Below are 25,977 nucleotides of genomic sequence, written 5' to 3'. Positions count from 1 at the left end.
CGTGCCGCGCGTTCACGCGGCACCCCTGAGGCTTCCTGCTTCATCGGCCTGCGCCACCGCGAGCGGTGGTCCTACCCGGCCTCCACAGGCGTTTAACCTGTCCGCCCGTCCGGCGGCCAGGATGTTGATCGCGGCGTTGACGTCCCGGTCGTGGACCGCTCCGCACGAACAGGTCCACGACCGGACGCCCAGCGGCAGGGACTCGGCCACCACCCCACATGCCGAGCAGAGTTTCGACGACGGGAACCAACGGTCGATCCTGGTAAGGGTTCGTCCGTGGCGGACGGCCTTGTAGGCGAGCATGCCGACGAACTGCGACCAGCCCGCATCGTGGATGGACTTCGCCAGCGTCGTGCGGGCCAGGCCGTTGACACACAGGTCCTCCACGTACACCGCTTGGTTCTCGCGGATGATCTGCGTGGAGAGCTTGTGTCCGAAGTCCCGGCGCGCGTCGGTCACCTTCGCGTGTGCGCGGGCGACCCGGACGACGGCCTTCTTGCGGTTGTTCGACCCCTTCGCTTTGCGGCTGAGGGCCTGCTGGGCCTTCTTCAGCCGGCGTTCGGCGCGGCGCAGAAAACGCGGGTTGTCGATCTTCCGGCCGTTCGACAGGACCGCGAAATGCGTGAGCCCGAGGTCGATGCCCACCTCGGAGGCGGTCTGCGGGAGCGGCTCGTCGCCGACCTCGACGACGAACGAAGCGAAATACCGTCCGGCCGCGTCCTTGATGACCGTCACGGACGACGGTGCCGATGGCAGGGGGCGCGACCACCGTACGTCCACGTCGCCGATCTTCGGCAGGCGCAGCCTCCCGCCCGCCGTGACCGAGAACCGGGCGTTCTTCGTGAAGCGGATCGCCTGTCGTCTGTCCCTCTTGGACCGGAATCGGGGAGCAGCGGCCTTCGGTCCCTTGCGCGTGCCGGAGATCGAGGCGAAGAAGTTGCGGTAGGCGGTGTTCAGGTCCCCCAGCGCCTGCTGGAGCACCACGGAGAATCCCGCGCCGTCCTGGTCTTCTACGCCTGGTGGGCTGAGCGGCAAGAGCAGTCCGGTCAGGGCGTGCTCGCGCCCTGGCGGGCACTCCCGCGCGGGCCTTCACCCCCGGCCCGAAGGACTCCGGTGCCCAATTCGGCGTGACTCCTCGGAAGCGGCTGATGTCCTGCATCGAGATGGGCCGCCGCTGGAATTCACCGCACGATCCACGTAATCGAGCAACACGGAGTCCTGAAGGCCGGAGCACTGGCCCGCATCCCGGTAGCCGCCGCCTCTAGGCTTCCCGCATGACGTCGAAGACCACTCCGGAGCAGCCGCTGCCGGTCCGCACCGTCCTGCAGATGGTCGGCGGCTGGATCGGCAAGCTCGGCACCGTCTGGGTCGAGGGGCAGATCACCGAGCTGACCGCGCGGGGCGGCACGGTGTTCCTGACGCTGCGCGACCCGGTGGCGAACGTGTCCACCAAGGTGACCTGCCCCCGCGGGGTCTACGAGGCGACCGTCCCCCGCCCGGTGAACGGCGCCCGGGTCGTGATGAACCTGAAGCCCGACTTCTGGGTCAACCGGGGCTCCTTCGCGTTCACCGCGCTGGAGATGCGCCCGGTCGGGGTCGGCGAGCTGCTGGCCCGGCTGGAGCGGCTGCGCCAGGTGCTCGCCGCCGAAGGGCTCTTCGCCGCCGATCGCAAGCGCCGCCTGCCGTTCCTGCCCGGCACGGTCGGGCTGATCTGCGGCCGTGACTCGGCGGCCGAGCGCGACGTGCTGGAGAACGCGCGGCGCCGCTGGCCCGCGGTCCGCTTCAAGGTCGAGCAGGCCGCCGTGCAGGGACCGTACGCCGTGGGCGAGGTCACCGAGGCGCTGCGCCGGCTCGACGCGGACGGCGAGGTCGAGGTCATCGTGATCGCCCGGGGCGGCGGGTCGATGGAGGACCTGCTGCCCTTCTCCGACGAGGCGCTGGTCCGCGCGGTGGCGGCGTGCCTGACGCCGGTGGTCAGCGCGATCGGCCACGAGCAGGACAGCCCGCTGCTCGACCTGGTCGCCGACGTGCGGGCCTCCACCCCGACCGACGCGGCCAAGAAGGTCGTGCCGGACGTCGGCGAGCAGCTCACGCTCGTCCGGCAGCTGCGCGACCGGGGCCGCCGGGTGGCCGGCGGCTGGCTGGACCGCGAGACGGCCTGGCTGGCCGCGGTCCGCTCCCGGCCGTCCCTGTCCGACCCGGTCCGCGAGATCGAGCGCCGGGCCGAGCAGGCCGAGCAGTTGCGGGACCGGGCCCGGCGCGCGCTCACCGGCTCCCTGGACCGCGCCCAGGACTCCCTCGGCCACCTGCGCGCCCGCCTGGTCGCCCTCTCCCCCGCCGCCACCCTGGAGCGCGGCTACGCGATCGTGCAGCGCCCCTCCGGCGAGGTCGTACGGCGGGCGGCCGACGTGACCGGAGGCGACGAGCTGACGGTCCGCTTCCCCGACGACCGGATCACGGTCGTCACCGCCAGGAGGGATCCCACCGCGTGAACGGGCGGGCGGCCGGATCCCGCCGCATGGGCGCGCGCCCGGACCGGGGCCGGGAGAGGTCCCGCCGGGTGGGCGGACGGGCCGGGAGGGGTCTCATCGGGGTGGGCGGACGGGTCAGGAGAGGTCCCGCCAGGTGAGCGAGGGGTAGCCGTCCTCGACGAAGCCGAGCTCGCGGTAGAGGGGCTCCCCGTCCGAGGTCGCGTGCAGATCGACCTTGCGGACACCGCCCGCCCGGTACCAGTCCAGGAGCGCGCCCAGGACGGCCCGGCCGTGTCCCCTGCGCCGGTGCCGGGGATCGGTGGTCATCCCCTGGATGTAGCCGTACCTGCCGTCGGGGAGGGACGGTCCGGGGAAGCGGTTGAAGACCAGGCCGATCCCGCAGGAGGCGAGACCTCCCCCGGGGGCGTCCACCACGTAGACGGCCGTGTCGGGGGTGCCGATCCGCTCGGCGAGGCTCTCGGCGTAGGCCTCCTGCCAGTGCTCGGAGAGCGGGTAGGTCCCGTCCAGGGCCATCCGCTCGGTCAGGATCTCCCGCAGGCGGACCAGCTCGGGGATGTCGCCGGGGGTCGCGTCGCGCACACTCACCCCGCCAGTCTTCCAGCCGTCCGGCGGTGCTCCGCCGGGCCGGCCGGATCGGCCCCCAGTCCGGGCCCCACCCCGGGCCGTCAGACCGGGCCGTCAGACCGGGCCCGCGGGCTCACCGCCCGAGCTCCCGACGCCCCGGTTCCGGCGGCGCAGGAGGAGGAGTCCCGCCCCTCCGAAGAGGAGGACCGAGACGACCGAGTTGCCGGCGAGGCCGAACACCACGTCGCCGTGGTCCTCGTAGCGCACGTGGCCGTTGATCAGGAGCGGGGTCGTGAGGGCGTTGCTGACCGTGTGGAGCACCACGCCGGGCCAGATCGAGCCGGTCCGCACGCGCATCTCGCCGTAGAGGACGGCCATCGCCACGATGCCCGCGAGGAAGGTCGGCAGGTACCACGCCCACGGCAGCGTCGTGCTCTGGCGGAAGTCCGCCTGGGACATCCAGACGGTGTACAGCGGGAGGTGCCACAGCCCCCAGACCAGCCCGACGAGGACGTGCGGGGCGACGCCGCGCAGGCCGAGCGCCATCGCGGTGCGCGTGCCGTACCCGCGGAAGATGAACTCCTCCAGCAGGTTCTTGACCACCAGGAAGCCGAGCGCGGTGGCGAAGGCGGCGAGGAGGGGCTGCTCGCCGGCGCGCGGGGCGGCGGAGAACGTCGCGGCGCCGGAGGCCGTGGCCGCCGCCACCGCGACGGCGGCCACGGCCGGGGAGAACACCGCCGCGAACGCGAACCAGCGGGCCCGGCCCGCGAACCGCAGCGTGAGCCCCAGGCGTCCCGCGCCGTCCCGGTTGAGGAAGTACAGGGCGAGCGCGGTCAGCGCCGGGACGGCGATCCACAGTCCCTGCCCGTTCGTGCCGCCGGCGGCGGAGGTCACGCTCCCGTTTCCGACGGTCTCCCCGGTGGCCCGGTCCATGGCGGCGAAGAGCCAGCCGCCGCCGACGGTGACGGCGGAGAAGACGGCGAAGTTGATCCGGGCGCGCAGCCGCGGGACCGGGCGGCGCAGTTGCGCGACGTTCACGGGATCGGCCGAGACGGTCATCATTACTCTCCGTTCGCAGGGGGGCCGTTCGCGGGGGGATCGTCCCCGGGGACGTCCTCGAGCAGGGCGAGGGCCTCGTCGGCCCAGGTGATGGCGGCTTCGGCGTTGTGCCGGCCGGCGGATATGGTCGTCAGGACGTAGGGCAGGTCCGGAGAGCCCGCCTCCTCGGCGGAGATCGTGCGGGCCAGGCGGTCGTACTCGGCCAGGCTCCGCTCGGCGTCCGCCCTGGCCTCCAGCAGCAGCTCCCGGCATTTGCGCACGCCCAGGGTCCGGCCGAAGAACAGCCGCAGCAGGAGCCCGCTCCGCGGCGGCGTCGCCGCGATCGGCTCGCTCAGCAGCTCGCGCAGGCGGGCGGTGCCGGAGTCGGTGATGGCGAAGGTCGACGAGCCGGAGCGCGGCCCCTCGCGGCGTTCCACGTGGCCCTGCTGTTCGAGGGCGCCGAGCGTCGGGTAGATCTGTCCGAAGCTCTCGCTCCAGAAGTGCCCGAGCACGTCCCGGATGGCCTCCCGGAGCGCGTAGGCCGTCATCGGGTGCATGCTCAACGCCCCCAGCACCGCCGTCTCCGTCTGGCTTCGCCGTGCCATCGGCACCTCCTTATCTCTTTCAGAGATATCTAACAGATACAACAGAGGATGGCAATCCCCCGCACGCGGACTCGGAAGTCCTCCTCCTCACCGGACCCGGGACGGCCCCGCCCCGGGCACCCGCATGCCGACGCAGGGGACGATCGCGAACCGGTGAACCCCGGACACCCGCCCCGGGCACCTGCGCCAGGGCACGCGGGTACGGCCGCGACCGGACCGCCCGGCGGAGCACCACTAGGGTGGGTGCGTGGCCGAGGAGAAGACACCGTCGTACGAGCAGGCACGCGAGGAGCTGACCGAGGTGGTCCGCCGCCTGGAGGCGGGCGGGCTCACCCTGGAGGAGTCGATCGAGCTGTGGGAGCGCGGCGAGAGGCTGGCCGCGCTCTGCGAGGAGTGGCTGCAGGGCGCCCGGGTGAAGCTCGCCGCGGCCATGGCGCAGCGCAGGCAGCCCGACCCCGGCGGGGACCAGCCCTTCTAGGCGTCCGGCCGGGACGGCGCCGGACCCCGCCGGGACCGCGCCGAACCCCCGGCCGGGACGGCATCGAGCCGCCGCCGGGACGGCGCCGAGCCCCTGACCAGGGCGGTGCCGAACCCCGCCGTGCCCCGCCGGGCCCGCGCCGGGACCCTGCTAGGACGTGGCCTTCGGCTGCTGCTTCAGTGAGCCGGCGAAGGCGGTCAGCTCGTCCCATCCGGCGGTGCCGGTGACGACGATCACGGAGCCGGGCAGGACCCGCACCAGCGAGCGCTGGTCCTTGTCCTCCCGCTGGCGCTTCTCCCAGGCCGCACCGGCGATCTGGACGGTGCCGACGGACCGGTTGCTGTTGGCCATCCGGTCGGCGAACCCGGCGGCGGGCTTCTCGTCGCTCTGCGCGAGCATCACGTGCTCGCGCTCGCCGTCGGCGCCCTTGGCCGTGGCGAAACCGAGCCGCCAGGTCACCACGCCCCGCTGCGCGGTCTTCCGGGAGCTGGTGGGGATCCAGTCGGCGGGCACCGGCTCGGGCGTCCAGACCTGGTACGGCGCGTCGCGCCGCATGTTGGCGACGTCGATCGAGTAGTCGATCCTGGGGATGTGCTCTTCCCTGCTCTGCGGCGTGACCAACAGGAAGACGAAGACGCCGAGAAGGCAGATCAGCATCGCGGCGACGTAGCCGCGGAAACCCTCAGTGAACCGTTGCACGAGTGGCGAGACTACCCGTCCGGGAGCGCGGTCCGGCCTGCAGGTGCGGCCGGGCGGGGTGTCACGCCTGCGGGCCGGGGATCCGCCCGATGATGGCGAGCACGTCCTCGGCGAGCCGGCGGGAGGCGTCCTCGTCCGGCGACAGGACGATCTCGGAGACGGCGGCGGCCAGCGCCCCGGTGACGACCACGACCAGCGCGCCCTCGTCGCCCTCGAACAGCGCGGCGTTGCGCTTGGCCCACTGGCGCAGCCGGTCGCGCATGACGAGCTCGAAACCGGGCGGGCCGTCACCGCGCAGGAACAGCGCGGCGAGCTCGCGCTCGGCCAGGCAGCCCTCCAGGTAGGCGCGGGCCCCGGCGATGAACAGCCGCATCGGGTCGGTCTCGCCCTCGGCCCTGGCCGACTGGAGCGCCTGCTTGGTGCGCTGGGTCTGCCGGGCCTGGAACTCCTCGAAGAGCGTCAGATAGAGATCGGCCTTGCCGGAGAAGTGGTGGTAGAGGCTGCCCACGCTCGCCCCCGCGCGCGCGACCACCTCGGTGACCCCGGCGTCGGCGAAGCCGCTCGTGACGAAGACCTCCCTGGCCGCCGCCAGGAGCGCGACGCGCGTGGCGGCGCCCCGCTCCGAGGTCCGTGCGGTCACGCCCGTCGCCGACCGATCCGTGTCGCTGCTCATGGTCGGCAGGTTATCCCTTCCCGGCCAGGCAAGAGGGGGACAACTACGATCGTTGCAGTAATCCACGAGAGGGGCCTTCCGCCATGTCCGAGCAGACGTCCGTTCCCGCCGCCCTCGCCACGGGCGCGCACGCGCCCGATCGCAACCTCGCCCTGGAACTGGTCCGGGTGACCGAGGCCGCCGCGATGGCCGCCGCCCGCTGGGTGGGGCGGGGCGACAAGAACGGCGCCGACGGCGCGGCCGTCAACGCGATGCGGCAGCTGATCAACACCGTGTCGATGAACGGCGTGGTCGTGATCGGCGAGGGCGAGAAGGACAACGCGCCGATGCTCTACAACGGCGAGTCCGTGGGCGACGGCACCGGCGCGGAGTGCGACGTGGCCGTGGACCCGATCGACGGCACCCGGCTCACCGCGCTGGGCATGCCCAACGCCATCTCGGTGATCGCGGTCAGCGAGCGCGGCTCGATGTACGACCCGTCCGCCGTCTTCTACATGGACAAGCTGGTGACCGGCCCGGAGGCCGCCTCCTCGGTGGACATCAACGCGCCGGTGGCCGACAACATCGCCGCGGTGGCCCGTGCCAAGGGGTGCGAGTCCTCGGACGTGACCGTGGTCGTCCTCGACCGGCCCCGGCACGAGAAGATCATCGCCGAGATCCGGGAGACCGGCGCGCGGATCAAGCTCATCACCGACGGTGACGTGGCCGGCGCGATCATGGCGGCGCGCACGGGCACCGGCATCGACCTGATGCTCGGCATCGGCGGCACGCCCGAGGGCATCATCGCGGCCTGCGCGCTCAAGTGCCTGGGCGGGGTCATCCAGGGCAGGCTGTGGCCGCGGGACGACGCCGAGCGCCGCAAGGCCCTGGATGCGGGCCTCGATCTGGACGCCACACTGACCACCGACGACCTGGTCAAGTCCGATGACGTGTTCTTCGCGGCCTCCGGCATCACCGACGGCGAGATCATGCAGGGCGTGCGCTACCGGGGCGGCCGGGCCGTGACCAGCTCGCTGGTGATGCGCGGCCGTTCCGGCACGATCCGCAAGATCGAGTCGGAGCACCAGCTCTGGAAGCTCCGCGCCTACAGCGCGATCAACTTCGACAGCGCCAGCTAGGGTCAGCACCGCGTCCCGGCGGACGGCCGGGACGCCGGGACGCGGCCGTGCGGCCCCCGCCGTCCGGGAGCCGCCCGGGAGCCCCGGGAGCCGCCCGGAAGCCCTCCGGGCACCGCGAAGGCCCTGCGGCGGACCCGCCGGAGGCCGTACGGCGGATCGCCGGAGGGAAGGCCCCGCGCGTCAGCGACGGAACCAGGAGCGGCGGGGCCGCTTGGGCGACTTGGCGATCACGCTGCCCATCGAGACGAGGCCGGTGATCTCGATGACCGGACCGTCGGGGGCGGGCCGGACCTGGTTCTTCTTCCCACCCAGGAAGAGGGAAGCGGGCATCTCGATCCGCACGCCCTCCGGGACGATCAGTGTGAGCGTCCCGCCGATCACGGTGACCTGGAGGGTCACGTGGCTGGACTGCAGCAGCGCCTCGCAGAGGTCGAGGGTGACGTTGGCGCAGACGGCGGTGGCGGAGAAGCGGGTGGGCACCACCCAGCGGCCCGAGCGCTCCTCCGAGCCGAAGAAGGCCGTCACGGGCCGGACGTCGGTGCGCAGCGGCTGGGCCTCGGGCGGGAGCAGGTCGGCGGTGATCGCGGCGAGCTCGCCCAGCGTGCGGGCGCGGTAGACCGCCTCCAGGCGCTCCTCGTGCTCGTCGTGGGCCAGCCTGCCGTCGGCGAGCGCGTCGCCCAGGACCGCGGCCACCCGCTCCCGGTCGGAGTCGCCCGCCCTCAGGTCGCCGGGGCGGGGTTCCGGCGCTCTCCCCCTGGTCGCGGGGGGCCGCCCCGGAGGCGGCACGGCCGGCGTCGCGGGGGGCCTGGAATCGTCCACGCCTCGACGATAATCCCTGCCGGACCCGGATGCGCCCGGCCCGCGGACGACCGTTGACCCGGAGGGGAGACACGCCTAGCCTGGCGAGAACTTGAACCCCCCTCATGTTCTCTGGAGGTCGCGATGCCGACCCCGCGTGACCGGCAGGCACGGGTGGCGACCTGGGCCGCCTTCTTCGTCCAGGGCCTGTGCTTCGCCACCCTGCTCACCCACGTGGCCGACCTGCAGCGCGCGTTCGGGCTGAGCGACGGCGACCTCACGCTGGTCCTGCTGCTGGTGCCGCTGATCGCGGGCGTCGGGAGCGTCGCCGCCGCCCCCCTGGCCGCGCGGTACGGCAGCGCCCCGGTCCTGAGGCTCTCCCAGCTCGCCGTCTGCGCCGTCGTGGTCCTGATGGGCTGGAACGGCCAGCTCGCCGGGCTCTACGTGCTGAGCGCCGCCTTCGGGCTCTTCGTCGGGGCGGTCGACGCGGCGATGAACATGCAGGCGGTCGCGGTCGAGCGCCGGTACGGCATGAGCGTGCTGACCGGCTTCCACGCGGTCTGGAGCGTCGGCTCGATGCTGGGCGCCGGGCTCAACTCCGCCTTCAGCGCCCTGGAGGTGGATCTGGTCTGGGCGTTCTCCGTCCCGGTGGTGCTCGGCGCGCTCGTCTCGCTGGCCCTGCTCCCCCGCCTGTACGGCGCCGCCGAGGAGCGGTTCCCGCAGCGGGCGGCCGCGGAGCACGCGGCGGGTAAGGCCGCGGGGAGCACCGCGGAGGACGCCGGAGAGCACCCGGGGGCGGACGCGCCGGCCGGGTCGCCCCCGCGGGACGGGACGGCGCCCGCCCGGGTGCCGTGGCGGCCGGTCGTCCCGCTCTGCCTGGCGATGGCGTTCCTCTACGTCGGCGACGCGGCGGTCTCCAACTACAGCACGGTCTACATGGAGAAGGCGCTGGCCGCGAGCGGATGGCTGGTGCCGATGGCCTACTTCGCCTACCAGGCCGCCATGCTCCTGGCGCGGGTCCCCGGCGACCTCGCCGTCCGCCGCCACGGTCCGGCCCCCGTGGTCCGCGCGGGCGCGGTGGTCGGGGCGCTGGGCGCGATCGGCGTCGTCGCCGCCCCCGGCCCGGTCGTGGCCGTGCTGGCGTTCGGCCTGGTCGGGGTGGGCCTGTCCGTCATCGCCCCGCAGTCGTTCTCGGCGGCGGGGCGGCTCGGCGCCGGGGCCGAGACGGCGATCGCGCGGGTCAACCTGTTCAACTACGTCGGGTTCGTCGTCGGCGCCGCCGTGGTCGGCACGATCAACGACACCGTGGACGTGCGGGCGGCGTTCGTGCCCGCGGTGGTGCTGATCGCCCTGATCGTGCCGCTGGCCGGGGGGTTCCGGCCGAGGACCGAGCCCGCCCCGGCGGTCTCCTGACCTCCCCCGGTCCCGGCCCCGGTCCCGACTCTGGGGCCGGGACCGACGGGGCGGAGCCCCGACGCCGGAAGACGCGGGACGGGAGGCTCGGCTCGGACGGCTCACGACGTCCGGGACGGGGCTCCTCCTGACGGCGGCCGTCAGCGGGCGAGGTCACCGGCGACCGCGGCGACGATCTCCCCCGCGCGCTGGGCGGGGAGCCGGGCGAACCCCATGACCAGGGCGGGCGGGCCCGGCCGGCGGCGCATCGGGGCCACCGGCTCGACCGCCAGGCCCCGGGCCCGGGCCGCCGCCGCGACGGCCCGCTCGTCCCAGCCGCCGGGCAGCTCGGCGAACAGGTGCAGCCCGGCGGAGACGCCCCACACGGTGACTTCGGGGAGGTGCTCGGCCAGGGCCCGCACGAGGGCGTCCCGCCGGGCACGGTACTCCCGGCGCATCCGCCGCAGGTGCCGGTCGTAGGCCCCGGTCCGCAGCAGGTCCGCCAGCACGTGCTGCTCCAGCACCGGCGACCCCATGTCCTGCTCCGCCCGTGCCCGCCGTACCGCTCCGGCGATGTGCGGCGGGGCCACCACCCAGCCGAGCCGGAGCCCCGGGGCCAGGGACTTGCTGACGCTCCCGGCGAGGACCACCCGGCCCGGGGCGAGCCCCTGCAGGCAGCCCACCGGGTCGCGGTCGAACCGGAACTCCGCGTCGTAGTCGTCCTCCAGGACCACCGCACCCGTCGCCGCGGCCCACTCGGTCAGCTCCGCGCGGCGGCGAGGGGAGAGCACGACCCCGGTCGGGTAGTGGTGGGCCGGGGTGAGCAGCACCGCCCGGACCTCCGCCGCGGCCAGCGCCGCCACGTCGATGCCCTCCTCGTCGGCCGGGACCGCGACCAGGTCGGCGCCCGCGGCCCGCAGCAGCGGCAGCTGGCGCAGGCCGGTCGGGTCCTCCACCGCGAGCCGCAGGTCGCGCTCGCGGTCCGCCGGGCGCGCGGCCCGGCCGGTGAACCAGCCGAGGTCGCGGCCGGGGTGCTCCCCCTGCTCGGGGAAGCGCCCGGCGAGTACCTGGACGGTGAGGCTGAGCCCCTGGGCGACCCCGCCCACGATCACCAGTTCGTCCGCGGTCGCGTCGGCCCCCCGGACCCGGCGCAGGTAGGCGGCCAGTTCCTCGCGCAGCTCCCGGACGCCGCCGGGATCGCCGTAGTCCAGGGCTCCGGCGGGAAGGGAGGCGAGCACCCGCCTGGTCGCGGCCAGCCACCGCTCCCGGGGGAAGGTCCGCAGGTCGGGGGAGGTGGGGCGGCGCCCGTAGTCGCACTCGTGGACCGGTGTCCCCGCATCCGCGGGACCGGGGCGCTCCGCTCCCGCGCCCGGAGAACCCCGGCGGAGGACACCGTCGGCCCCGGGAACGGGAGCGGAACCGAGACCGGGGCCGGGGCCGGTACCCAGGCCGGAAGCGGAACCGGGACCGGGACCGGGACCGGGATTGAGGCCGGGACCGGGATTGAGGCCGGAGCCGAGACTGGAACCGAGGCCGGAGTCAGAGCGACGGCCGGTGACAGGGCCGGAACCGGAGCCGGGAGCGCGGCTCGCGGCGGGGGCCACCCGGGTCCCGGCTCCGACCTTCGCGACCAGGAACCCCTCGGCGACCAGCTGCTCGTACGCCTCGACGACGACGCCCCGCGACAGACCGAGATCCCTGGCCAGCTCCCGGCTCGCGGGCAGCCGCACCCCGGCGGCCAGCCTGCCCTGCCGTACGGCTTCGCGCAGCTCGCGGGTGATCTGCCCGGCGATCCCGCCCGCGGCCCGGTCGACGCTCAGATGGAGATCGGCCAATTGGTCCTCTGTTCTGCTCGGTGATTGGACTGAACTGGGAAACCATTGTCTCCCTAGCATTCCGGGCATGAGCGATGCTGTCACCACCCGCGCGGCCCGGTTCCGCGGTCCCGCCCAGGCGGCCGGAGCGATGTTCCTGGTGGGCACCCTGGCCGGGGTCTCCGGGCTGATCGAGGACTATCCGATCTACGGCGGGCAGGCGTTGCGCTACCTGCTGGCCGCGGTGATCCTGCTGGCCGTCGTCCGGCTGTCGGGCCTGCGGTTCGTCCGGCCGTCGCCCCGCGAGGCCGCCCTGCTGGCCGCCCTCGCCCTCACCGGGCTGGCGATCTTCAACGTGTGCGTGATCGAGGCCACCCGGCACGGGGGCCCCGCACTGGTCGGCACCGTGCTCGGCACCGTCCCGCTGGCGCTCGCCCTGATCGGCGGGCGCCCCTCCCCCCGGATGCTGGCGGCGGCGGCGATCGTGGTCGCCGGGGCCACCGTGGCCACCGGCCTGGGCAGCGGCGACCCGGCCGGACTGCTGTGGTCGCTGGGCGCCCTGGCCTGCGAGGTCTGCTTCTCGGTGCTGGCCATCCCGCTGCTGCCCCGGCTGGGCGCGCTACGGGTCTCGGCCTACTCCGCCGCGCTGGCCGTACCGCTGCTCGGGGTGATCGGATTGCTGGCCGACGGGTCCGCGGCGCTGCGCGTACCGACCGGCGCCGAGGCGGCGGGCCTGGGCTACCAGGCGGTCGTCGTCACCGCCGTGGCGTTCTTCCTCTGGTACGACGCGCTGCCCCGGCTCGGCGCGGCCGCGGCCGGGCTGTTCGCCGGGCTGATCCCGGTCGGCGCGATGGTCACGGGCGCGGTGCTCGGTCTCGGCGCGCCGTCCGCCGCCGACCTGGCCGGGGCCGGGCTGGTCATCACCGGGATCGCCGTCGGGCTCACGGCCGGACCCGGGCGCGGAAGAGACGCCCCGGACCCGGCGGGACCCGGGCGCGGGGAAGCCGTCCCCGGCCGACCGGCGGCCGCGGTCACCGTCGCTGAGCCGGCCTGACCCGCGGGGGACGGCGCGGCGCCCGGTGGCGGCCGGCCGTCGCCCCGCCGTCAGTGGCGCAGCGGACGCTGGTTCTTGTTCTCCTCGGCGACCATGTGGAGCACGATGGTGAGCAACGACCCCACGAGCCCGCCGATGATGAGCAAGCCGATGGCGAACAGCACATAAGAACCGATTTCCATGATCTTCCCCTGAGATGCCGGTCATCCGGTGCGTACGGCCTCATGTCCATCCTGCGCCGACGGCCTCCCCCGCACGGGCAAGGGACGTCACGGAAACCGCATGTTCCCGTCAAGGACGTTTCGCCCGCACGGACACCGGACGCACGGGCAGGCGGAGGCCGGGCCCGCGAAGGTCTGGCGCACGGAGACCGGGTGCGCGGACGCACGGAGACCGGGCGCGCGGAGGAGCGCCCGGATCCGGCCCGCCGCCCTCAGCGGTGGCTGATCGGCCACTCCTGGTCCCGGAGCCCGAGCTCGTGCAGCACGAGCCCGATCAACGGGACGAGCAGCCCGGCGAGCACCAGGAGACCGAACCCCAGCATCATGATCTGAGCGGCTTCCATGGCTTCCTCCTCGTGAAGCGGAGCGGATGCGTTCACCCGTCTCTCCGTCGCCCGGCGGGCAAGCGGACGTCCCGGGCGCGCCACGGTTCGCCCAAGAAGCGACCCCGCCCCGCGGAGCCGTACGGCGGGCGCCTTCCGGAACGCCCGCCGGGAGGCCGTACCCTCTAGCAGGAACCGGCGAGAACCGGCAGAAGGCCCCCGGCACGGAGGATCGAAGACGATGCCCGAGTTCGACTACACCGACCTGCTCCCCCTGGGAACGGACGAGACGGAATACCGCCTGGTCAGCAGCGAGGGGGTGCGTGTGGTCGAGGCCGCGGGCCGCAGGTTCCTGGAGGTCGCCCCCGAGGCGCTGCGGCTGCTCACCGAGACCGCGATCCACGACATCTCGCACTACCTGCGGTCGTCGCACCTCGCCCAGCTCCGTAAGATCATCGACGATCCCGAGTCCAGCGGCAACGACCGCTTCGTCGCCCTCGACCTGCTCAAGAACGCGTCCATCTCGGCCGGCGGCGTGCTCCCGATGTGCCAGGACACCGGCACCGCCATCGTGATGGGCAAGCGCGGCCGGCACGTGCTGACCGACGGCGCCGACGCCGAGCACATCTCCCGCGGCGTCTACGACGCCTACACCCGGCTGAACCTGCGCTACTCCCAGATGGCCCCGCTCACCATGTGGGAGGAGAAGAACACCGGCTCCAACCTCCCCGCCCAGATCGAGCTGTACGCCGAGGACCCGCACGGCCACCCGGACGAGTACAAGCTGCTGTTCATGGCCAAGGGCGGCGGCAGCGCCAACAAGTCGTTCCTGTACCAGGAGACCAAGGCCGTCCTCAACGAGAAGCGCATGCTGGCCTTCCTGGAGGAGAAGATCCGCTCCCTCGGCACGGCCGCCTGCCCGCCGTACCACCTGGCGATCGTGGTGGGCGGCACCTCGGCCGAGTTCGCGTTGAAGACGGCGAAGTACGCCAGCGCCCGTTACCTGGACTCCATCCCGACCGAGGGCTCCCCCAGCGGGCACGGCTTCCGCGACACCGAGCTGGAGGCCAAGGTCTTCGAGCTCACCCAGAAGCTCGGCATCGGCGCCCAGTTCGGCGGCAAGTACTTCTGCCACGACGTCCGGGTGATCCGCCTGCCCCGGCACGGCGCCTCCTGCCCGGTCGCCGTCGCGGTCTCCTGCAGCGCCGACCGCCAGGCCCTGGCGAAGATCACCCCCGAGGGGGTCTTCCTGGAGAGGCTGGAGACCGACCCGGCCCGCTTCCTGCCGGACACCACCGACGAGCACCTGTCGGACGACGTCGTGAAGATCGACCTCAACCGGCCGATGGCGGAGATCCTCGCCGAGCTGACCAAGTACCCGGTCAAGACCCGCCTCTCGCTGACCGGTCCGCTGGTCGTCGCCCGCGACATCGCGCACGCCAAGATCGGCGAGCTGCTCGACGCGGGCGGCGAGATGCCGCAGTACATGAAGGACCACGCCGTCTACTACGCCGGTCCCGCCAAGACCCCCGAAGGCTACGCCTCCGGCTCCTTCGGCCCGACCACCGCCGGGCGGATGGACTCCTACGTCGAGCGCTTCCAGGCCGCGGGCGGCTCCATGGTCATGCTCGCCAAGGGCAACCGGTCCAGGCAGGTCACCGAGGCGTGCCAGAAGTACGGCGGCTTCTACCTGGGCTCCATCGGCGGCCCGGCCGCCCGCCTGGCCCAGGACTGCATCAGGAAGGTCGAGGTCCTGGAGTACCCGGAGCTCGGCATGGAGGCCGTCTGGAAGATCGAGGTCGAGGACTTCCCCGCCTTCATCGTGGTGGACGACAAGGGCGACGACTTCTTCACCGACCGCACCGGCCCTGCCCTTTCCATCGGCCGCCGGAGCTGACCGCAGGCCGCGCCGTGGCCCGGGGAGCCGTTCCCCGGGCCACGGCTGCCTTGCAAAAATAGGAAGACCGGTCTACTTTTTCCCCATGGGCCAGAAAGGTGAGGAAACCCGCGGTCGCCTGCTCGACGCGACGCGGGACCTGATCGAGACCGGCGGTTACTTCGGCACGGGGCTGAACCAGGTGGTCGCCGCGAGCGGGGCGCCGCGCGGCTCGCTCTACTTCCACTTCCCCGGCGGCAAGGACCAGCTGGTGGCCGAGTCCGTACGGCGCGCCGGGCGGGAGATCGGCGAGGTGCTGCACGCGCTGGCGGAGACCGCACCCGACGCGGCGGGCCTGGTCACCGGGGTGATCCGGCTGCTGGGCGACCGGCTGGAGGAGTCCGGCTGGCGCAAGGGCTGCCCGGTGGCGACCGTGGCACTGGAGACGGCGGCCACCAGCGACCCCCTCCACCGGGCCTGCTCCGACGTCTACGGCTCCTGGGAGGAGGCGCTCCGCCTGCGCCTGGCCGCGGACGGCCACCCCGAGCCGGACGACACCGCGGCCACCGTGCTCGCCCTGGTCGAGGGCGCGCTGCTGCTGGCCCGGGCGCACCGGAGCCGGGATCCGCTGGACCGCGTCACCCGCCGGATCGCCGCGCTGCTGTAGGAGTCCCCCGGTTCCACTCCGGGGGCCTCTTCGCGCCTCGGAAATATGTAGACCGATCTATAAACAGGAGTGATCGTATGACCCCCGATTCCCTCGTCCTCGGCGCCACCGGGTTCGTCGGCCGCTCCCTGGTGGCCGAGCTGCTCCGCCAGGGGCGTACGGTCGCCGCCGCCGTACGCGGCTCCGGGGACCGGCTGACCGCCTGGCTCGCCGGGCAGGGGGTGGAGGCCTCCCGGTTGACCGTCGTCACCTGCGACGTCACCGTGCCCGGTCTCGGCCTGCGGGCGGACGGCGGGCTGAAGGGGGTGCTCGACGTCTACAACGCCGCCGCCCGGTTCGCCTTCGGGCTGACCGTGCAGGAGGCGCGGTCGGCCAACGTCACCGGCGCGCTCAACGTGGCCGACTGGGCCGCCACCCGCCCCGGCCTGCGCCGCCTGGTCCACGTCAGCGGCTACCGGGTGAGCGGCGGGAGCCCCGACTACCGGCGCGAAGGGCCCTACGAGGCCTCCAAGAAGGAGGGCGACGCGGCGGTGCGCGCCCGGTCCGCCGAGCTCGGCCTCCCGCTGACCGTGGTCAACCCCGCCACCGTGATCGGCCCCGGCCAGTTCATCGGCCTCGCCTCGCTCGTCCGGGACCTCTGGCACCGGCGGCTGCCCGTCCTCCCCGGCGGGCCGGACGTCTTCGTCCCCGTGGTCGACATCGACTACCTGGCCCGGTTCATGGTCGCCCTGCCCGAGCATCCGGAGACCGCGGGCAGGTCGTACTGGGTGCTCGACGACGAGACGCCCGAGCTCCGGGAGCTGGTCGCGCTGCTCGCGGCCCACCTGGGCGTGCCCGCGCCGCGGTGGTCGGTCCCCGTCGGGCTGGTACGGCGGCTGCCCCGCGCGCTGACCGGCGTCGACCCGGAGACGCTGTCGTTCCTCTCGAAGGACCGCTACGACACCGCTCCGGCCCTGGCCTTCGCGGAGCGGATCGGGTTGCGCATGCCGCCGGTCGGGCAGGCCCTCCGGCGCTGGGCCGACGACCTGGTCGCCGCGCGGTTCGGGGAGGGGCCGGCGGAGCGGGGGCGGGAGACCGCGGCGGGAGGAGCCCCGAGGGGAACGCGGTGACCGGGAGAGCCGCGCTCCACCGCCGCGGGCGCCGGCCGCCCCGCCGTGCGGCGGGGCGGCCGGCGCCCGCGATCCTTCCGGGGAGGCGCTCAGCCGGCGAGGAACGCGACGAGCGCCTCGTTGACCTCCTGGGCGTGGGTCCACAGCAGGCCGTGCGGAGCGCCTTCGATCTCGGCGTAGGTCGCCTCGGGCAGCGCCTTGCGCAGCAGGCGGGCGGTGGCGTCGATGGGCAGGATGCGGTCGGCGGTGCCGTGCAGGATCAGCGCGGGCACCCCGGAGGCGGCGACGGCGGCGACGTCGGCGCGGAAGTCGGTGCCCCAGGTCGGCACGCACGCGGCCGAGGCGTGGGCCGACGCCCCGGCGGCCACGTTCCAGCTCGACCGCAGGGCCGCCTCGCTGAGACGCCCGCCGAGGTTCTCGTCGGTGTTGTAGAAGTCGGCGTAGAAGGCGTCGAAGTAGGCGTAGCGGTCGGCGGTGACGGCCTGGAGGATCCCGTCGAAGACGGACTGGTCGACGCCGCCGGGGTTGTCGTCGGTCTTGAGCAGGAACGGCTGGAGCAGGGCCAGGAATGCCGCCTTGCCCACCCGCTCGGTGCCGTAGGTGCCCAGGTAGCGGGCGACCTCGCCGCTGCCCATGGAGAACCCGACGAGTACGGCGTCGCGCAGGTCGAGGGTGCGCATCAGGACGTCGAGGTCGGCGGCGAAGGTGTCGTAGTCGTAGCCGGTGGTGGGCCGGCTGGAGCGGCCGAAACCGCGCCGGTCGTAGGTGATGACCCGGTGGCCGGTCTCCAGCAGGGCGGGGAGCTGCTTCTCCCAGGAGTGGCCGTCGAGGGGGTAGCCGTGGATGAGCACGACCGGCCGGCCGGTGCCGTGGTCCTCGTAGTAGATCTCGATGGGGGTGGAGTTCTCGGTGCCGACGGTGATGTAGGCCATTTTCGTTCCTTTGTGGGGTGCGAGGTCGCTGATGGGGTGAACGTACGGATCGCGTGCTGCGCAGAGGTGAACGGGACAGGGCTCGGGGGCGGCCCGCCGGCGACCGCGGGAGATCGGGAGGGCCGGTCGCCCCCCGCCCCGGACGTGCCGTCCGGCGGCCCCTCCAGCGGCGGCCGGCGGCGGCCCTCTGGCGGCGACCCGCTAGCGGCGGCCGGCGGCGGCGCGCTCGATCAGGTCGGCCACCGCGTCGGGGCGGGAGACCAGGACCGCGTGCGAGGCGCCCTCGATCTCGACGGTGGCGCGGGCCTCGGCGCGCTTCGCCATGAAGCGCAGTGCGGCCGGCGGGATGTTCTTGTCGCCGGTGGGGACGAGCACCCAGGAGGCGATGTCCTTCCAGGCCGGGACGCCGGAGGGCTCGTTGAGCGCCGCGGCGGTGACGGGGCGCTGGGCGGCGGCCATCAGCTTCGCATCGCGGGCGGGGACGTCGTGGGCGAACTGCTTGCGGAACCTGTCCTGGCGGACGTAGAGGTCGGTGCCGCCGCCGGGCAGCGGCACCTCCCGCAGGGTCTCGCCGAGGGTGCTGCCGGGGTGTCTGCCGGCCAGGTCCGCGGCGCTCTCGCCCTTCTCCGGGATGAAGGCGGCGATGTACACGAGGGCCTTGACCTCGTCGTTGCCCCGGGCCGCGTTGGTGATGACCGCCCCGCCGTAGGAGTGGCCGGCCAGGACGACGGGGCCCTTGATGCTCTTGAGCAGGGCGGCGGTGGCGGCGGCGTCGTCGGCCAGGCCGCGCAGCGGGTTGGCCGACGCGATCACGGTGTAGCCGCGGCGCTGGAGCCGCTCGGCCACGCCGTTCCAGCTGGAGGCGTCGGCGAACGCGCCGTGCACGAGCACGATGGTGGGCTTGGCCGGGCTCGCGGTCGCAGCGGAGGCCGCCGGGGCGGCGGTGGTGAGCGCGGAGGCCGCGGCGGCCGTGGCGAGCAGGGCGGTGAGAGGGCGGGCGAAGCGGGCCATCGGATCCTCCGGGGAGTCGTTTTTCGAAGTGGTTGAACCGTACCCGATTACATCGCACGCGAGATAGTCGAGAGCGATGTGATCTACGCCACTCCGATGACTTCCGGTGACCGGTCCGCGTGGGTGGCGGTGGCACCCGGCCGCTCCCGCGCCGATGACGGTCGCGGGCACGCCCCAGGTCCGGCAGGGCGGGGCGGATTGCCGCTTCCGTTGCAAGATCTCCGAGATGTCCCGCGGGACCAGGCCGCCGATCTGGATCACATGCGATCGAATCGCGCGCGATCTGGTCGCCACCGCTCTTTCCGCCTAGACTCCGTCCATGGACTCGGACGCGAACCGCCGCCGGGCGGACGCCCCGCGGGACGACGGCTCCGGGCCGCTGGCCGCGATGCTCTGCTTCGACCTGTACGCCGCCTCGCGCAGCGTCACCTCCGTCTACCGCACCCTGCTCGACCCCCTCGGCCTGACATATCCGCAGTACCTCGTGATGGCCGTGCTCTGGCGGCACGAGGAGAGCACGGTCCGCGCGATCGTCGACGAGCTGCGGCTCGACTACAACACCGTCTCCCCCCTGCTCAAGCGGCTGGAGGCGAACGGCCTGCTGGCACGGCGCCGCCGCGCCGACGACGAGCGCTCCGTCGCCGTCACCCTCACCGAGGAGGGGCGGGCCCTGCGGGAGCGGACCCTGCACATCCCGGACGCCATCGGCGAGGCCATGGGCATCGACGGCGAGACCGTCGCCGGGCTCCATGGCGTCCTGCGCACCATCGCCGACTCGGCCACCGCGTACGCGGCGCGCGCCTCGGCCGGTACGGCTCGCACGGCGCACTGACGCCGCGGCCCCGCCCCTAGGCCTCGGGTTCCGGCACCGGGTTCTGGCACCGCCCCTCCCTTAGGCCTCGGGTTCCGGGACCAGGTTCCGGCACCGCCCCGCACCCCCGGTCCCCCGAGTGGCCCTCCGCCTCCGGCCCCCGCACGGTCCCGGCAGCGGGGTGAAAACGGTGACCGTACGTGTCCCGACTGTCACCTGCGAGAGAATCTGACCTCAATGGACAAGAACTTTCGGCCCTGTCTCTACTGGTCGCACTACGCAAATCGGTAAGCTGCCCATCATGCGTGCGCCGTCCGGATACCTTCTTGCCGCGCGCTACCGGCTTGCCGAGCCGGTCGGGCGCGGCGGCATGGGCACCGTTTGGCGAGCGCACGACGAGCTGCTCGGCCGCGAGGTGGCGGTCAAGGAGGTGCGGCTGCCGCTGGTCCTCGACGAGGAGCTGCGGGCCGAGCTGTGTGCGAGGACCGAGCGCGAGGGGCGGGCGACCGCGATGGTCGCGCACCCCTCGGTGATCACCGTCTTCGACGTCGTCACCGAGGACGAGCGCCCCTGGATCGTCATGGAGCTGCTCAGAGCCAGGTCCCTGGAGCAGCTGGTCCAGCAGGAGGGGCCGCTGCCCCCGCGCCAGGCCGCCGAGATCGGGCGGCAGGTGCTGGGCGCGCTGCGCGCCGTACACGCCAAGGGCATCCTGCACCGCGACGTGAAGCCCAGCAACGTCCTGGTGACCGGTGAGCGGGCCGTCCTCACCGACTTCGGCCTCGCCGCGCTGGAGGGCGAGGTCTCGATCACCCAGGCGGGCATCGTGCTCGGCTCCGCCGGCTACATCGCGCCGGAGCGGGTGCTGGGCTCCAAGGCGAGCCCGGCCGCCGACCTGTGGTCCCTCGGGGCGACCCTCTACACCGCCGTCGAGGGCCGGGGACTGCACGGGCGGCGCACGGCCGCCGCCGCACTGGCCGCGCTGACCAGCGGCGAGCCGATCCCGATGGAGAAGGCGGGCCCCCTCGCGCCGGTGCTCCGCGGGCTGCTCACGATCGACCCGGCCACCCGGCTCGACCCGGTCCGGGCCTCGCTGATGCTGGCCCGGGTGGCGGCCGGCGGGATCGCCGAGGAGCCGCTGAGCCGTCCCGCGGGCAGGCCGGCGCGTCCCGCCCCGGCGATCGCCGTGCCCTCGTTCAACCGCAGGCCCCAGCACCGCGGCCTGCACCGGGCGGGCGCCGCGCCGATTCCGCCTCCGCCGCCGGTCGCGACCCCGGTGCCGCCGCCGCGCGGACACCGGCGCCCCGCCGAGGGGAACCACCGCAAACCGCCGCTGGCGCCGAGGCCCGCGCCGCGCCCCCTGGTCCGCCTCATGTCGCCGGTCATCCGGCTGATGCTGCCCCGCAGTCTCTGGCCCAAGGAACTCCGCAAGCGAGGCTAAAGCGTTCCTCAAGGAGTAATCGCTTATCTTCTTCTCATGCCGGAACAGCAGACGCGCGTGCTCGCTGGCCGTTATGAGCTGATCACCCCGCTCGGCCGGGGGACGATGGGCACCGTTTGGCGTGCCCACGACCGTTCCCTGGGCCGCGAGGTGGCGATCAAGGAGATCCGCCAGGAGCCCGGGCTCAGCGAGGCACAGCGCGCCGAACTGCGGGAGCGCATGATCCGTGAGGGTCGTACCGCCGCCCGCATCAGCCACCCTTCAGTCGCCACCGTCCACGATGCGATCATCGAGGACGGCAGCCCGTGGATCATCATGGAGCTGGTCCAGGCCCGCTCCCTGGAGCAGGTGGTCGAGGAGGAGGGTCCCCTCCCGCCCCGGCTCGTGGCCGCGATCGGGGTGGACCTGCTGGACGCGCTGCGCGCCGCCCACGCCCAGGGCGTGCTCCACCGCGACGTGAAGCCCGGAAACGTGCTGATCACCGAGAGCGGCCGGGTGGTCCTGACCGACTTCGGCATCGCCAAGGCCGAGGGGGACACGAGCCTCACCCAGACCGGCATGGTGATCGGCTCCCCGGGGTACACCGCGCCCGAGCGGGCCCGCGGGGAGCACACCGGGCCGGAGTCCGACCTCTGGTCGCTCGGGGCCACGCTGTACTTCGCGGTCGAGGGCCGTCCGGCGTACGAACGGTCCACGATGGCCGAGACGCTCGCCGCGCTGATGACCGAGGGCGTCGACCCGCCGGTCCAGGCGGGCCCGCTCCGCCCGGTCCTGGAGCAGCTGCTGGAGAAGGACCACACGGTACGGCTCACGCCCTCCCAGGCGATCGCCATGCTCCGGGCGGTGGCCGACACCCCCCTGGCCTCGTCGGCGCCCCCTGAGGCGTTCCGGCCCCCGGCTCCCGCTGCGGACGGCGGGGCCCGTTCCCCGTTCCATCACGCCGCCGGGCCCGGCTCCGAGGGCCGGGCGGGGGCATGGGCCGGGGACGGCGCGGGGAGCGGCCCCGGGAACGGCACGGCGCCGGACGAGGAGTTCGACGCCAACCGGACGATGATGGTCGCGCGTCCCACGATCGGGCTCCCCCTCCCCGGCACCGGCCGGACTCCCCCGGCCCCGCCCGCACCGCCCGTACCCCGCCCCGAGGCCGGCTCCGGCGTCGTCTCCGGCCTGGGCACCCCGGTGGCCCGGGGGCCGTCCGCTCCGGACCGCCGGGGAGAGCCCGGTGGTCCGGCGGTCCCGGGGTCCGGAACCTCCGCCCCCACGGGTCCCGGATCCGGGGGCCCGGGATCTGCAGGCCCGGGCGGTCCGCCGGTCGGCGGCCCTCCTGCGTCTCCGCGGGGGTTCTCCGGCGGGCAGGGCCCCGGAGCGCCCGGCACCGGAGGGTGGAATCCCCCGGGACCGCCGTTCCACGGCGCGCCGCCGGCGGGTCCGGGAGGCTTCGCCCCGGGTGACGCACCGACGCAGGCCGGGGCACTCCCGGGCCCCGGCGGATTCGGTGGGCCGAACGGGCCCGGTGGACCGGGTGGATTCAACGCGCCCGGCGGCTCCGGTGGGCCGAACGGCCCGGGCGGGCCCGGAGGACCGGGATCACCGGGGGACCGGCCGGGCCCGCTCCCGCACGGGCCCGTTCAGGGGTGGTCCGGTGACGACGACTCCGCGCCCGGCCTGGGGACCGAGCTGTTCTCGATCGTCGGACCGGGTGAGCAGCAGGTCGCGCAGCAGCAGAAGAAGCGGGCCGGGGCGCTCCTCCTGATGGGCGTGGCGACCGCCGCCCTGGTGGTCATCATCGTTCTCGTCCTGGCACTCCTCTACGCCCGGTGACCGCACGGCGGCATCCGTGCGACGGCGCGGATGCCGCCCGGACCGGTCCCGGCCCGGACGACGGCCGGACGGGCGAGGAGGGACACGGACGGAGGCGGAGACCGGCCTGGACAACGGTCCGGGCCGGCGGGAACCGGCCCGGACGACAGCCAGGTCCCGCCCGGAACATCCGCCTTATCCTCCGCGTTGCAGACTGGGTTCATGAGCGAGTATCGGATCGAACATGACTCGATGGGCGAAGTGCACGTTCCGGCGGGCGCGAAGTGGCGGGCTCAGACCCAGCGGGCGATAGAGAACTTCCCCGTCTCGGGGCGCGGCCTGGAGAGTCCCCACATCGCGGCCCTCGGCCTGATCAAGGCGGTGGCCGCCGAGGTCAACGCCGAGCTGGGAGTGCTCGACAAGGAGCTGGCCCAGGCGATCGCCGAGGCCGCCACCGACATCGCGGAGAACGAGTGGGACGGGGAGTTCCCGGTCGACGTCTTCCAGACGGGTTCGGGGACCTCCTCCAACATGAACGCCAACGAGGTCATCGCCACGCTCGCCGAGGAACGGCTTGGCCGCCCGATCCATCCCAACGACCATGTCAACGCCTCCCAGTCGTCCAACGACGTGTTCCCCACCTCCATCCACGTCGCCGCCCTGACCGAGGTGACCTACCACCTCATCCCCTCCCTGCGGCACCTGGCCACTGCGCTGCGCGAGAAGTCGATCGAGTTCGACGAGGTGGTCAAGGCGGGCCGTACGCACCTGATGGACGCCACGCCGGTCACGCTCGGCCAGGAGTTCGGGGGGTACGCCACCCAGATCGACAACGCCGTCGCCCGGGTGCGGAGCGCGCTCCCCCACCTCGCCCAGCTCCCCCTGGGCGGCACGGCCGTCGGGACCGGGATCAACACCCCGCCGGGTTTCGCCACGAAGGTCATCGCGAAGCTCCGCGACGTCACCGACCTCCCCTTCTGCGAGGCCCCCGACCACTTCGAGGCGCAGAGCGCCCGGGACGCGGTCGTGGAGCTCTCCGGGCAGCTCCGGACGGTCGCGGTCTCCCTCAACAAGATCGCAAACGATCTCCGCTGGATGGGGTCGGGACCGCGCGCGGGGCTCAGTGAGATCAACCTGCCCGACCTCCAGCCGGGGTCCTCGATCATGCCCGGCAAGGTCAACCCCGTCATCCCCGAGGCCGTGTGCATGGTCGCCGCGCAGGTCATCGGGAACGACGCGGCCATCGCCTTCGCCGGCGCCTCGGGCACCTTCGAGCTCAACGTGGCCCTGCCGGTCATCGCCCGCAACGTCCTGGAGTCCATCCGGCTGCTGGCCAATGTCTCCCGGCTGCTGGCCGACCGCTGCGTGCACGGCATCACGGCCAACACCGGGCGCCTGCGGGAGTACGCCGAGTCGTCGCCGTCCATCGTCACCCCGCTCAACCGGTACGTCGGCTACGAGGAGGCCGCGAAGATCGCCAAGCAGTCGCTGGCCGAGCGGAAGACCATCCGCGAGGTCGTCGTCGAGCGCGGGCACGTCGCGAACGGCACCATCACCGAGGAGCAGCTCGACGCCCTGCTCGACGTGCTCTCCATGACCCGCCCGCCTGAGCGTCCCGTCTGACCGTCCCGCTTGAGCGTCCCGTCTGCCCCGCCTGCCCCGCCCATGGAGCCGGTGACGCGGGCGGGGCCGCCCCGGACAGGGGCGACGGGGCGTCTCCGGCCCGGCCGGACGCCGTGGAAGGTGATCTGCGAGACTCGGCGCCATGGCACAGATCAAGTTCTACGGCCGCCGCGACGTCTGGGGCCCGCTCCGCCAGGAGCTCTCCGACCTCGTGCACGGCTGCCTGGTCCAGGCGTGGAAGCTCCCCGAGGACAAGAGGTTCCACCGGTTCCTGCTGCTGGACTCCGAGGACCTCGTCTGCCCGCAGCGGAGCGATCGCTATCTGATCGTGGAGATCGTCTGCTTCGCGGGCCGGTCGGAGGAGGCCAAGCGCGAGCTGATCCGGACGCTCTTCGCCCGGACCGAGGAGACGCTCGGCCTCCCCGCCGACGACCTGGAGATCGTGATCCTGGAGTCGCCCCAGGTGAACTGGGGCATCCGAGGCGTCCCAGGCGACGAGCTGGCGCTGACCTACCCGGTCAAGGTCTGATCCCGGCGAACAGGTCGGTCTCGGGCAGCTCCGTCTCCACCAGCGAACGGGCGAGATGGTAGTCCTCCATCGGCCACACCTCGCGCTCCAGGTCGCGGGGGTGGGCGAACCAGGGGCCGTCCGGGTCGATCTGGGTGGCGTGGGCCTTCATCGCCCGGTCGCGGATCTCGAAGTGGTCGTCGCAGGTCACCCTGGTGGTCACCGGCAGCTCCGGCATGCCCTCGAACCAGTCGTCGGTCACCATCTCCGCCAGCGGAGACGGCAGCCCCCGGGCCAGCAGCCCTTCGTGGATCGCGGTGAACCACTCGCGGGTGAATGACGCGATGTAGTACAGCTTGAGCGGCTGCCAGGGCTCCCCGGTGCCGGGGTAGCGGTCCGGGTCGCCCGCCGCCTCGAAGGCCTCGACGGCCACCCGGTTGGTCATGATGTGGTCGGGGTGCGGGTAGCCCCCGCTCTCGTCGTAGGTGACGATCACGTGCGGCCGGAACTCCCGGACCGCCGCCACCAGCGGCTCCGCCGCCACCGCCAGGTCCTGCACGGCGAAGCACCCGTCCGGCAGCGGCTCCCCCTCGCCCGGCAGCCCCGAGTCGACGAAGCCGAGCCAGCGGTGGCCGACCCCGAGGACCGCGGCGGCCTCGGCCATCTCCTTGCGGCGGATCTCCGCCATGTTCTCCAGCACGCCGGGGCGGTCCATCGCGGGGTTGAGCACGTCGCCGCGCTCTCCCCCGGTGCAGGTGCAGACCAGCACGTCCACCCCCTCGGAGACGTAGCGGGCCGTCGTCGCCGCCGCCTTGCTGGACTCGTCGTCGGGGTGGGCGTGCACGGCCATCAGTCGCAGCGGGTTCGCGGTCATCGGCGTCCTCGGTGTCCTCGTGTCCTGGATGTCCTGGGCGTCGGGAGCGATCGGCTCGG

25 protein-coding genes and 1 pseudogene are annotated in these 25,977 nt (G+C 73.6%); 13 read left to right on the top strand and 13 right to left on the bottom strand.

The genetic code is table 11. The annotated features are described in order from the left end of the window. Positions 1–12 precede the first annotated feature (12 nt). Positions 13–987, bottom strand: a pseudogene (locus tag IEZ07_RS14770) (RNA-guided endonuclease InsQ/TnpB family protein); the annotation flags it as partial. 287 nt (positions 988–1,274) lie between these two features. On the opposite strand from IEZ07_RS14770, the gene xseA reads away from it, so the two are divergent. Continuing rightward, entirely contained in the window at positions 1,275–2,492 is a 1,218-nt protein-coding gene (xseA, locus tag IEZ07_RS14765; RefSeq protein ID WP_191895281.1) for an exodeoxyribonuclease VII large subunit, read from the top strand. Between the two features lie 114 nt (positions 2,493–2,606). Here the strand turns inward: xseA and IEZ07_RS14760 are convergent, their stop codons facing one another. The 3 genes from IEZ07_RS14760 to IEZ07_RS14750 form a co-directional block, all read right to left on the bottom strand. Then, complete coding sequence (locus tag IEZ07_RS14760) at positions 2,607–3,077, bottom strand: GNAT family N-acetyltransferase (RefSeq protein ID WP_196465754.1); 471 nt, start codon at positions 3,075–3,077, stop codon at positions 2,607–2,609. Between the two features lie 93 nt (positions 3,078–3,170). Continuing rightward, the gene (locus IEZ07_RS14755; protein ID WP_191895280.1) at positions 3,171–4,118 is read right to left on the bottom strand and encodes a CPBP family intramembrane glutamic endopeptidase; all 948 of its coding nucleotides are present in this window, start codon (positions 4,116–4,118) and stop codon (positions 3,171–3,173) included. Beyond that, positions 4,118–4,699, bottom strand: coding sequence for a PadR family transcriptional regulator (locus IEZ07_RS14750; RefSeq protein WP_191895279.1), 582 nt, complete (start codon positions 4,697–4,699; stop codon positions 4,118–4,120). Before IEZ07_RS14750 ends, IEZ07_RS14755 begins: the two co-directional genes overlap by 1 nt. Before the next feature lie 247 nt (positions 4,700–4,946). On the opposite strand from IEZ07_RS14750, the gene IEZ07_RS14745 reads away from it, so the two are divergent. Beyond that, positions 4,947–5,177 (top strand): exodeoxyribonuclease VII small subunit, encoded by a 231-nt coding sequence (locus IEZ07_RS14745; RefSeq protein WP_068901243.1) that lies wholly within the window; start codon positions 4,947–4,949, stop codon positions 5,175–5,177. A 150-nt stretch (positions 5,178–5,327) separates the two neighbouring features. Here the strand turns inward: IEZ07_RS14745 and IEZ07_RS14740 are convergent, their stop codons facing one another. Both IEZ07_RS14740 and IEZ07_RS14735 read right to left on the bottom strand, forming a co-directional pair. Then, positions 5,328–5,876, bottom strand: a complete 549-nt coding sequence (locus tag IEZ07_RS14740; protein ID WP_191895278.1) for a DUF4245 domain-containing protein — start codon at positions 5,874–5,876, stop codon at positions 5,328–5,330. A gap of 61 nt (positions 5,877–5,937) precedes the next feature. Next, positions 5,938–6,549: a TetR/AcrR family transcriptional regulator gene (locus IEZ07_RS14735; protein WP_191895277.1), complete on the bottom strand. Its 612-nt coding sequence runs from the start codon at positions 6,547–6,549 to the stop codon at positions 5,938–5,940. Between the two features lie 83 nt (positions 6,550–6,632). Here IEZ07_RS14735 and glpX point away from each other — a divergent pair, with 83 nt between their 5' ends. Next, the gene (glpX, locus tag IEZ07_RS14730) at positions 6,633–7,667 is read left to right on the top strand and encodes a class II fructose-bisphosphatase (protein WP_068901239.1); all 1,035 of its coding nucleotides are present in this window, start codon (positions 6,633–6,635) and stop codon (positions 7,665–7,667) included. A 180-nt stretch (positions 7,668–7,847) separates the two neighbouring features. On the opposite strand, the gene IEZ07_RS14725 is transcribed toward glpX, so the two are convergent. Continuing rightward, on the bottom strand, positions 7,848–8,486 hold the full coding sequence (locus IEZ07_RS14725; protein WP_239319996.1) for a DUF1707 SHOCT-like domain-containing protein: 639 nt from the start codon (positions 8,484–8,486) through the stop codon (positions 7,848–7,850). Positions 8,487–8,609: 123 nt separating this feature from the next. On the opposite strand from IEZ07_RS14725, the gene IEZ07_RS14720 reads away from it, so the two are divergent. Beyond that, on the top strand, positions 8,610–9,878 hold the full coding sequence (locus IEZ07_RS14720; RefSeq protein ID WP_191895276.1) for an MFS transporter: 1,269 nt from the start codon (positions 8,610–8,612) through the stop codon (positions 9,876–9,878). A gap of 140 nt (positions 9,879–10,018) precedes the next feature. Here the strand turns inward: IEZ07_RS14720 and IEZ07_RS14715 are convergent, their stop codons facing one another. Next, a complete protein-coding gene (locus IEZ07_RS14715) occupies positions 10,019–11,692 on the bottom strand; it encodes an aminotransferase-like domain-containing protein (protein WP_239319998.1) in 1,674 nt (557 codons plus the stop codon). A gap of 67 nt (positions 11,693–11,759) precedes the next feature. Between IEZ07_RS14715 and IEZ07_RS14710 the strand changes: the two genes are divergently transcribed. Then, positions 11,760–12,725, top strand: a complete 966-nt coding sequence (locus IEZ07_RS14710) for a DMT family transporter (protein WP_191895274.1) — start codon at positions 11,760–11,762, stop codon at positions 12,723–12,725. Positions 12,726–12,775: 50 nt separating this feature from the next. Here the strand turns inward: IEZ07_RS14710 and IEZ07_RS35675 are convergent, their stop codons facing one another. Then, positions 12,776–12,907, bottom strand: coding sequence for a hypothetical protein (locus IEZ07_RS35675; protein ID WP_255529558.1), 132 nt, complete (start codon positions 12,905–12,907; stop codon positions 12,776–12,778). A 251-nt stretch (positions 12,908–13,158) separates the two neighbouring features. Beyond that, positions 13,159–13,290, bottom strand: coding sequence for a hypothetical protein (locus IEZ07_RS35670; protein WP_255529559.1), 132 nt, complete (start codon positions 13,288–13,290; stop codon positions 13,159–13,161). A 220-nt stretch (positions 13,291–13,510) separates the two neighbouring features. Between IEZ07_RS35670 and IEZ07_RS14705 the strand changes: the two genes are divergently transcribed. From IEZ07_RS14705 to IEZ07_RS14695, 3 genes are all read left to right on the top strand, one after another. Then, positions 13,511–15,166, top strand: a complete 1,656-nt coding sequence (locus tag IEZ07_RS14705) for a fumarate hydratase (RefSeq protein WP_191895273.1) — start codon at positions 13,511–13,513, stop codon at positions 15,164–15,166. Between the two features lie 85 nt (positions 15,167–15,251). After that, the gene (locus IEZ07_RS14700) at positions 15,252–15,812 is read left to right on the top strand and encodes a TetR/AcrR family transcriptional regulator (protein WP_191895272.1); all 561 of its coding nucleotides are present in this window, start codon (positions 15,252–15,254) and stop codon (positions 15,810–15,812) included. Between the two features lie 77 nt (positions 15,813–15,889). Beyond that, positions 15,890–16,921 (top strand): SDR family oxidoreductase, encoded by a 1,032-nt coding sequence (locus IEZ07_RS14695; RefSeq protein ID WP_191895271.1) that lies wholly within the window; start codon positions 15,890–15,892, stop codon positions 16,919–16,921. 89 nt (positions 16,922–17,010) lie between these two features. On the opposite strand, the gene IEZ07_RS14690 is transcribed toward IEZ07_RS14695, so the two are convergent. Next, a complete protein-coding gene (locus tag IEZ07_RS14690) occupies positions 17,011–17,853 on the bottom strand; it encodes an alpha/beta fold hydrolase (RefSeq protein ID WP_191895270.1) in 843 nt (280 codons plus the stop codon). Between the two features lie 201 nt (positions 17,854–18,054). Beyond that, on the bottom strand, positions 18,055–18,864 hold the full coding sequence (locus tag IEZ07_RS14685) for an alpha/beta fold hydrolase (RefSeq protein ID WP_191895269.1): 810 nt from the start codon (positions 18,862–18,864) through the stop codon (positions 18,055–18,057). A gap of 319 nt (positions 18,865–19,183) precedes the next feature. Between IEZ07_RS14685 and IEZ07_RS14680 the strand changes: the two genes are divergently transcribed. The 5 genes from IEZ07_RS14680 (at position 19,184) to IEZ07_RS14660 (ending at position 25,065) form a co-directional block, all read left to right on the top strand. Further along, a complete protein-coding gene (locus IEZ07_RS14680; protein WP_307729018.1) occupies positions 19,184–19,696 on the top strand; it encodes a MarR family winged helix-turn-helix transcriptional regulator in 513 nt (170 codons plus the stop codon). Between the two features lie 280 nt (positions 19,697–19,976). Beyond that, complete coding sequence (locus tag IEZ07_RS14675; RefSeq protein WP_191895268.1) at positions 19,977–21,113, top strand: serine/threonine-protein kinase; 1,137 nt, start codon at positions 19,977–19,979, stop codon at positions 21,111–21,113. 36 nt (positions 21,114–21,149) lie between these two features. After that, positions 21,150–22,934, top strand: coding sequence for a serine/threonine-protein kinase (locus IEZ07_RS35665; protein ID WP_239320000.1), 1,785 nt, complete (start codon positions 21,150–21,152; stop codon positions 22,932–22,934). Between the two features lie 201 nt (positions 22,935–23,135). Beyond that, positions 23,136–24,536, top strand: coding sequence for a class II fumarate hydratase (locus IEZ07_RS14665; protein WP_191895267.1), 1,401 nt, complete (start codon positions 23,136–23,138; stop codon positions 24,534–24,536). Positions 24,537–24,678: 142 nt separating this feature from the next. Then, on the top strand, positions 24,679–25,065 hold the full coding sequence (locus IEZ07_RS14660) for a tautomerase family protein (RefSeq protein ID WP_191895266.1): 387 nt from the start codon (positions 24,679–24,681) through the stop codon (positions 25,063–25,065). On the opposite strand, the gene mca is transcribed toward IEZ07_RS14660, so the two are convergent. Further along, positions 25,055–25,918 carry a mycothiol conjugate amidase Mca gene (mca, locus tag IEZ07_RS14655; RefSeq protein ID WP_239320002.1) on the bottom strand — a complete coding sequence of 288 codons (864 nt, stop codon included), beginning with the start codon at positions 25,916–25,918 and terminating at the stop codon, positions 25,055–25,057. The genes IEZ07_RS14660 and mca overlap by 11 nt on opposite strands. Positions 25,919–25,977: the final 59 nt, after the last annotated feature.

The organism is Planomonospora parontospora, assembly GCA_014647935.1.
Taxonomy (GTDB): Bacteria; Actinomycetota; Actinomycetes; order Streptosporangiales; family Streptosporangiaceae; genus Planomonospora; species Planomonospora parontospora.
The sequence above is the reverse complement of the archived record's forward strand: the minus strand, read 5'-3'. Positions and strand labels throughout refer to the sequence as shown.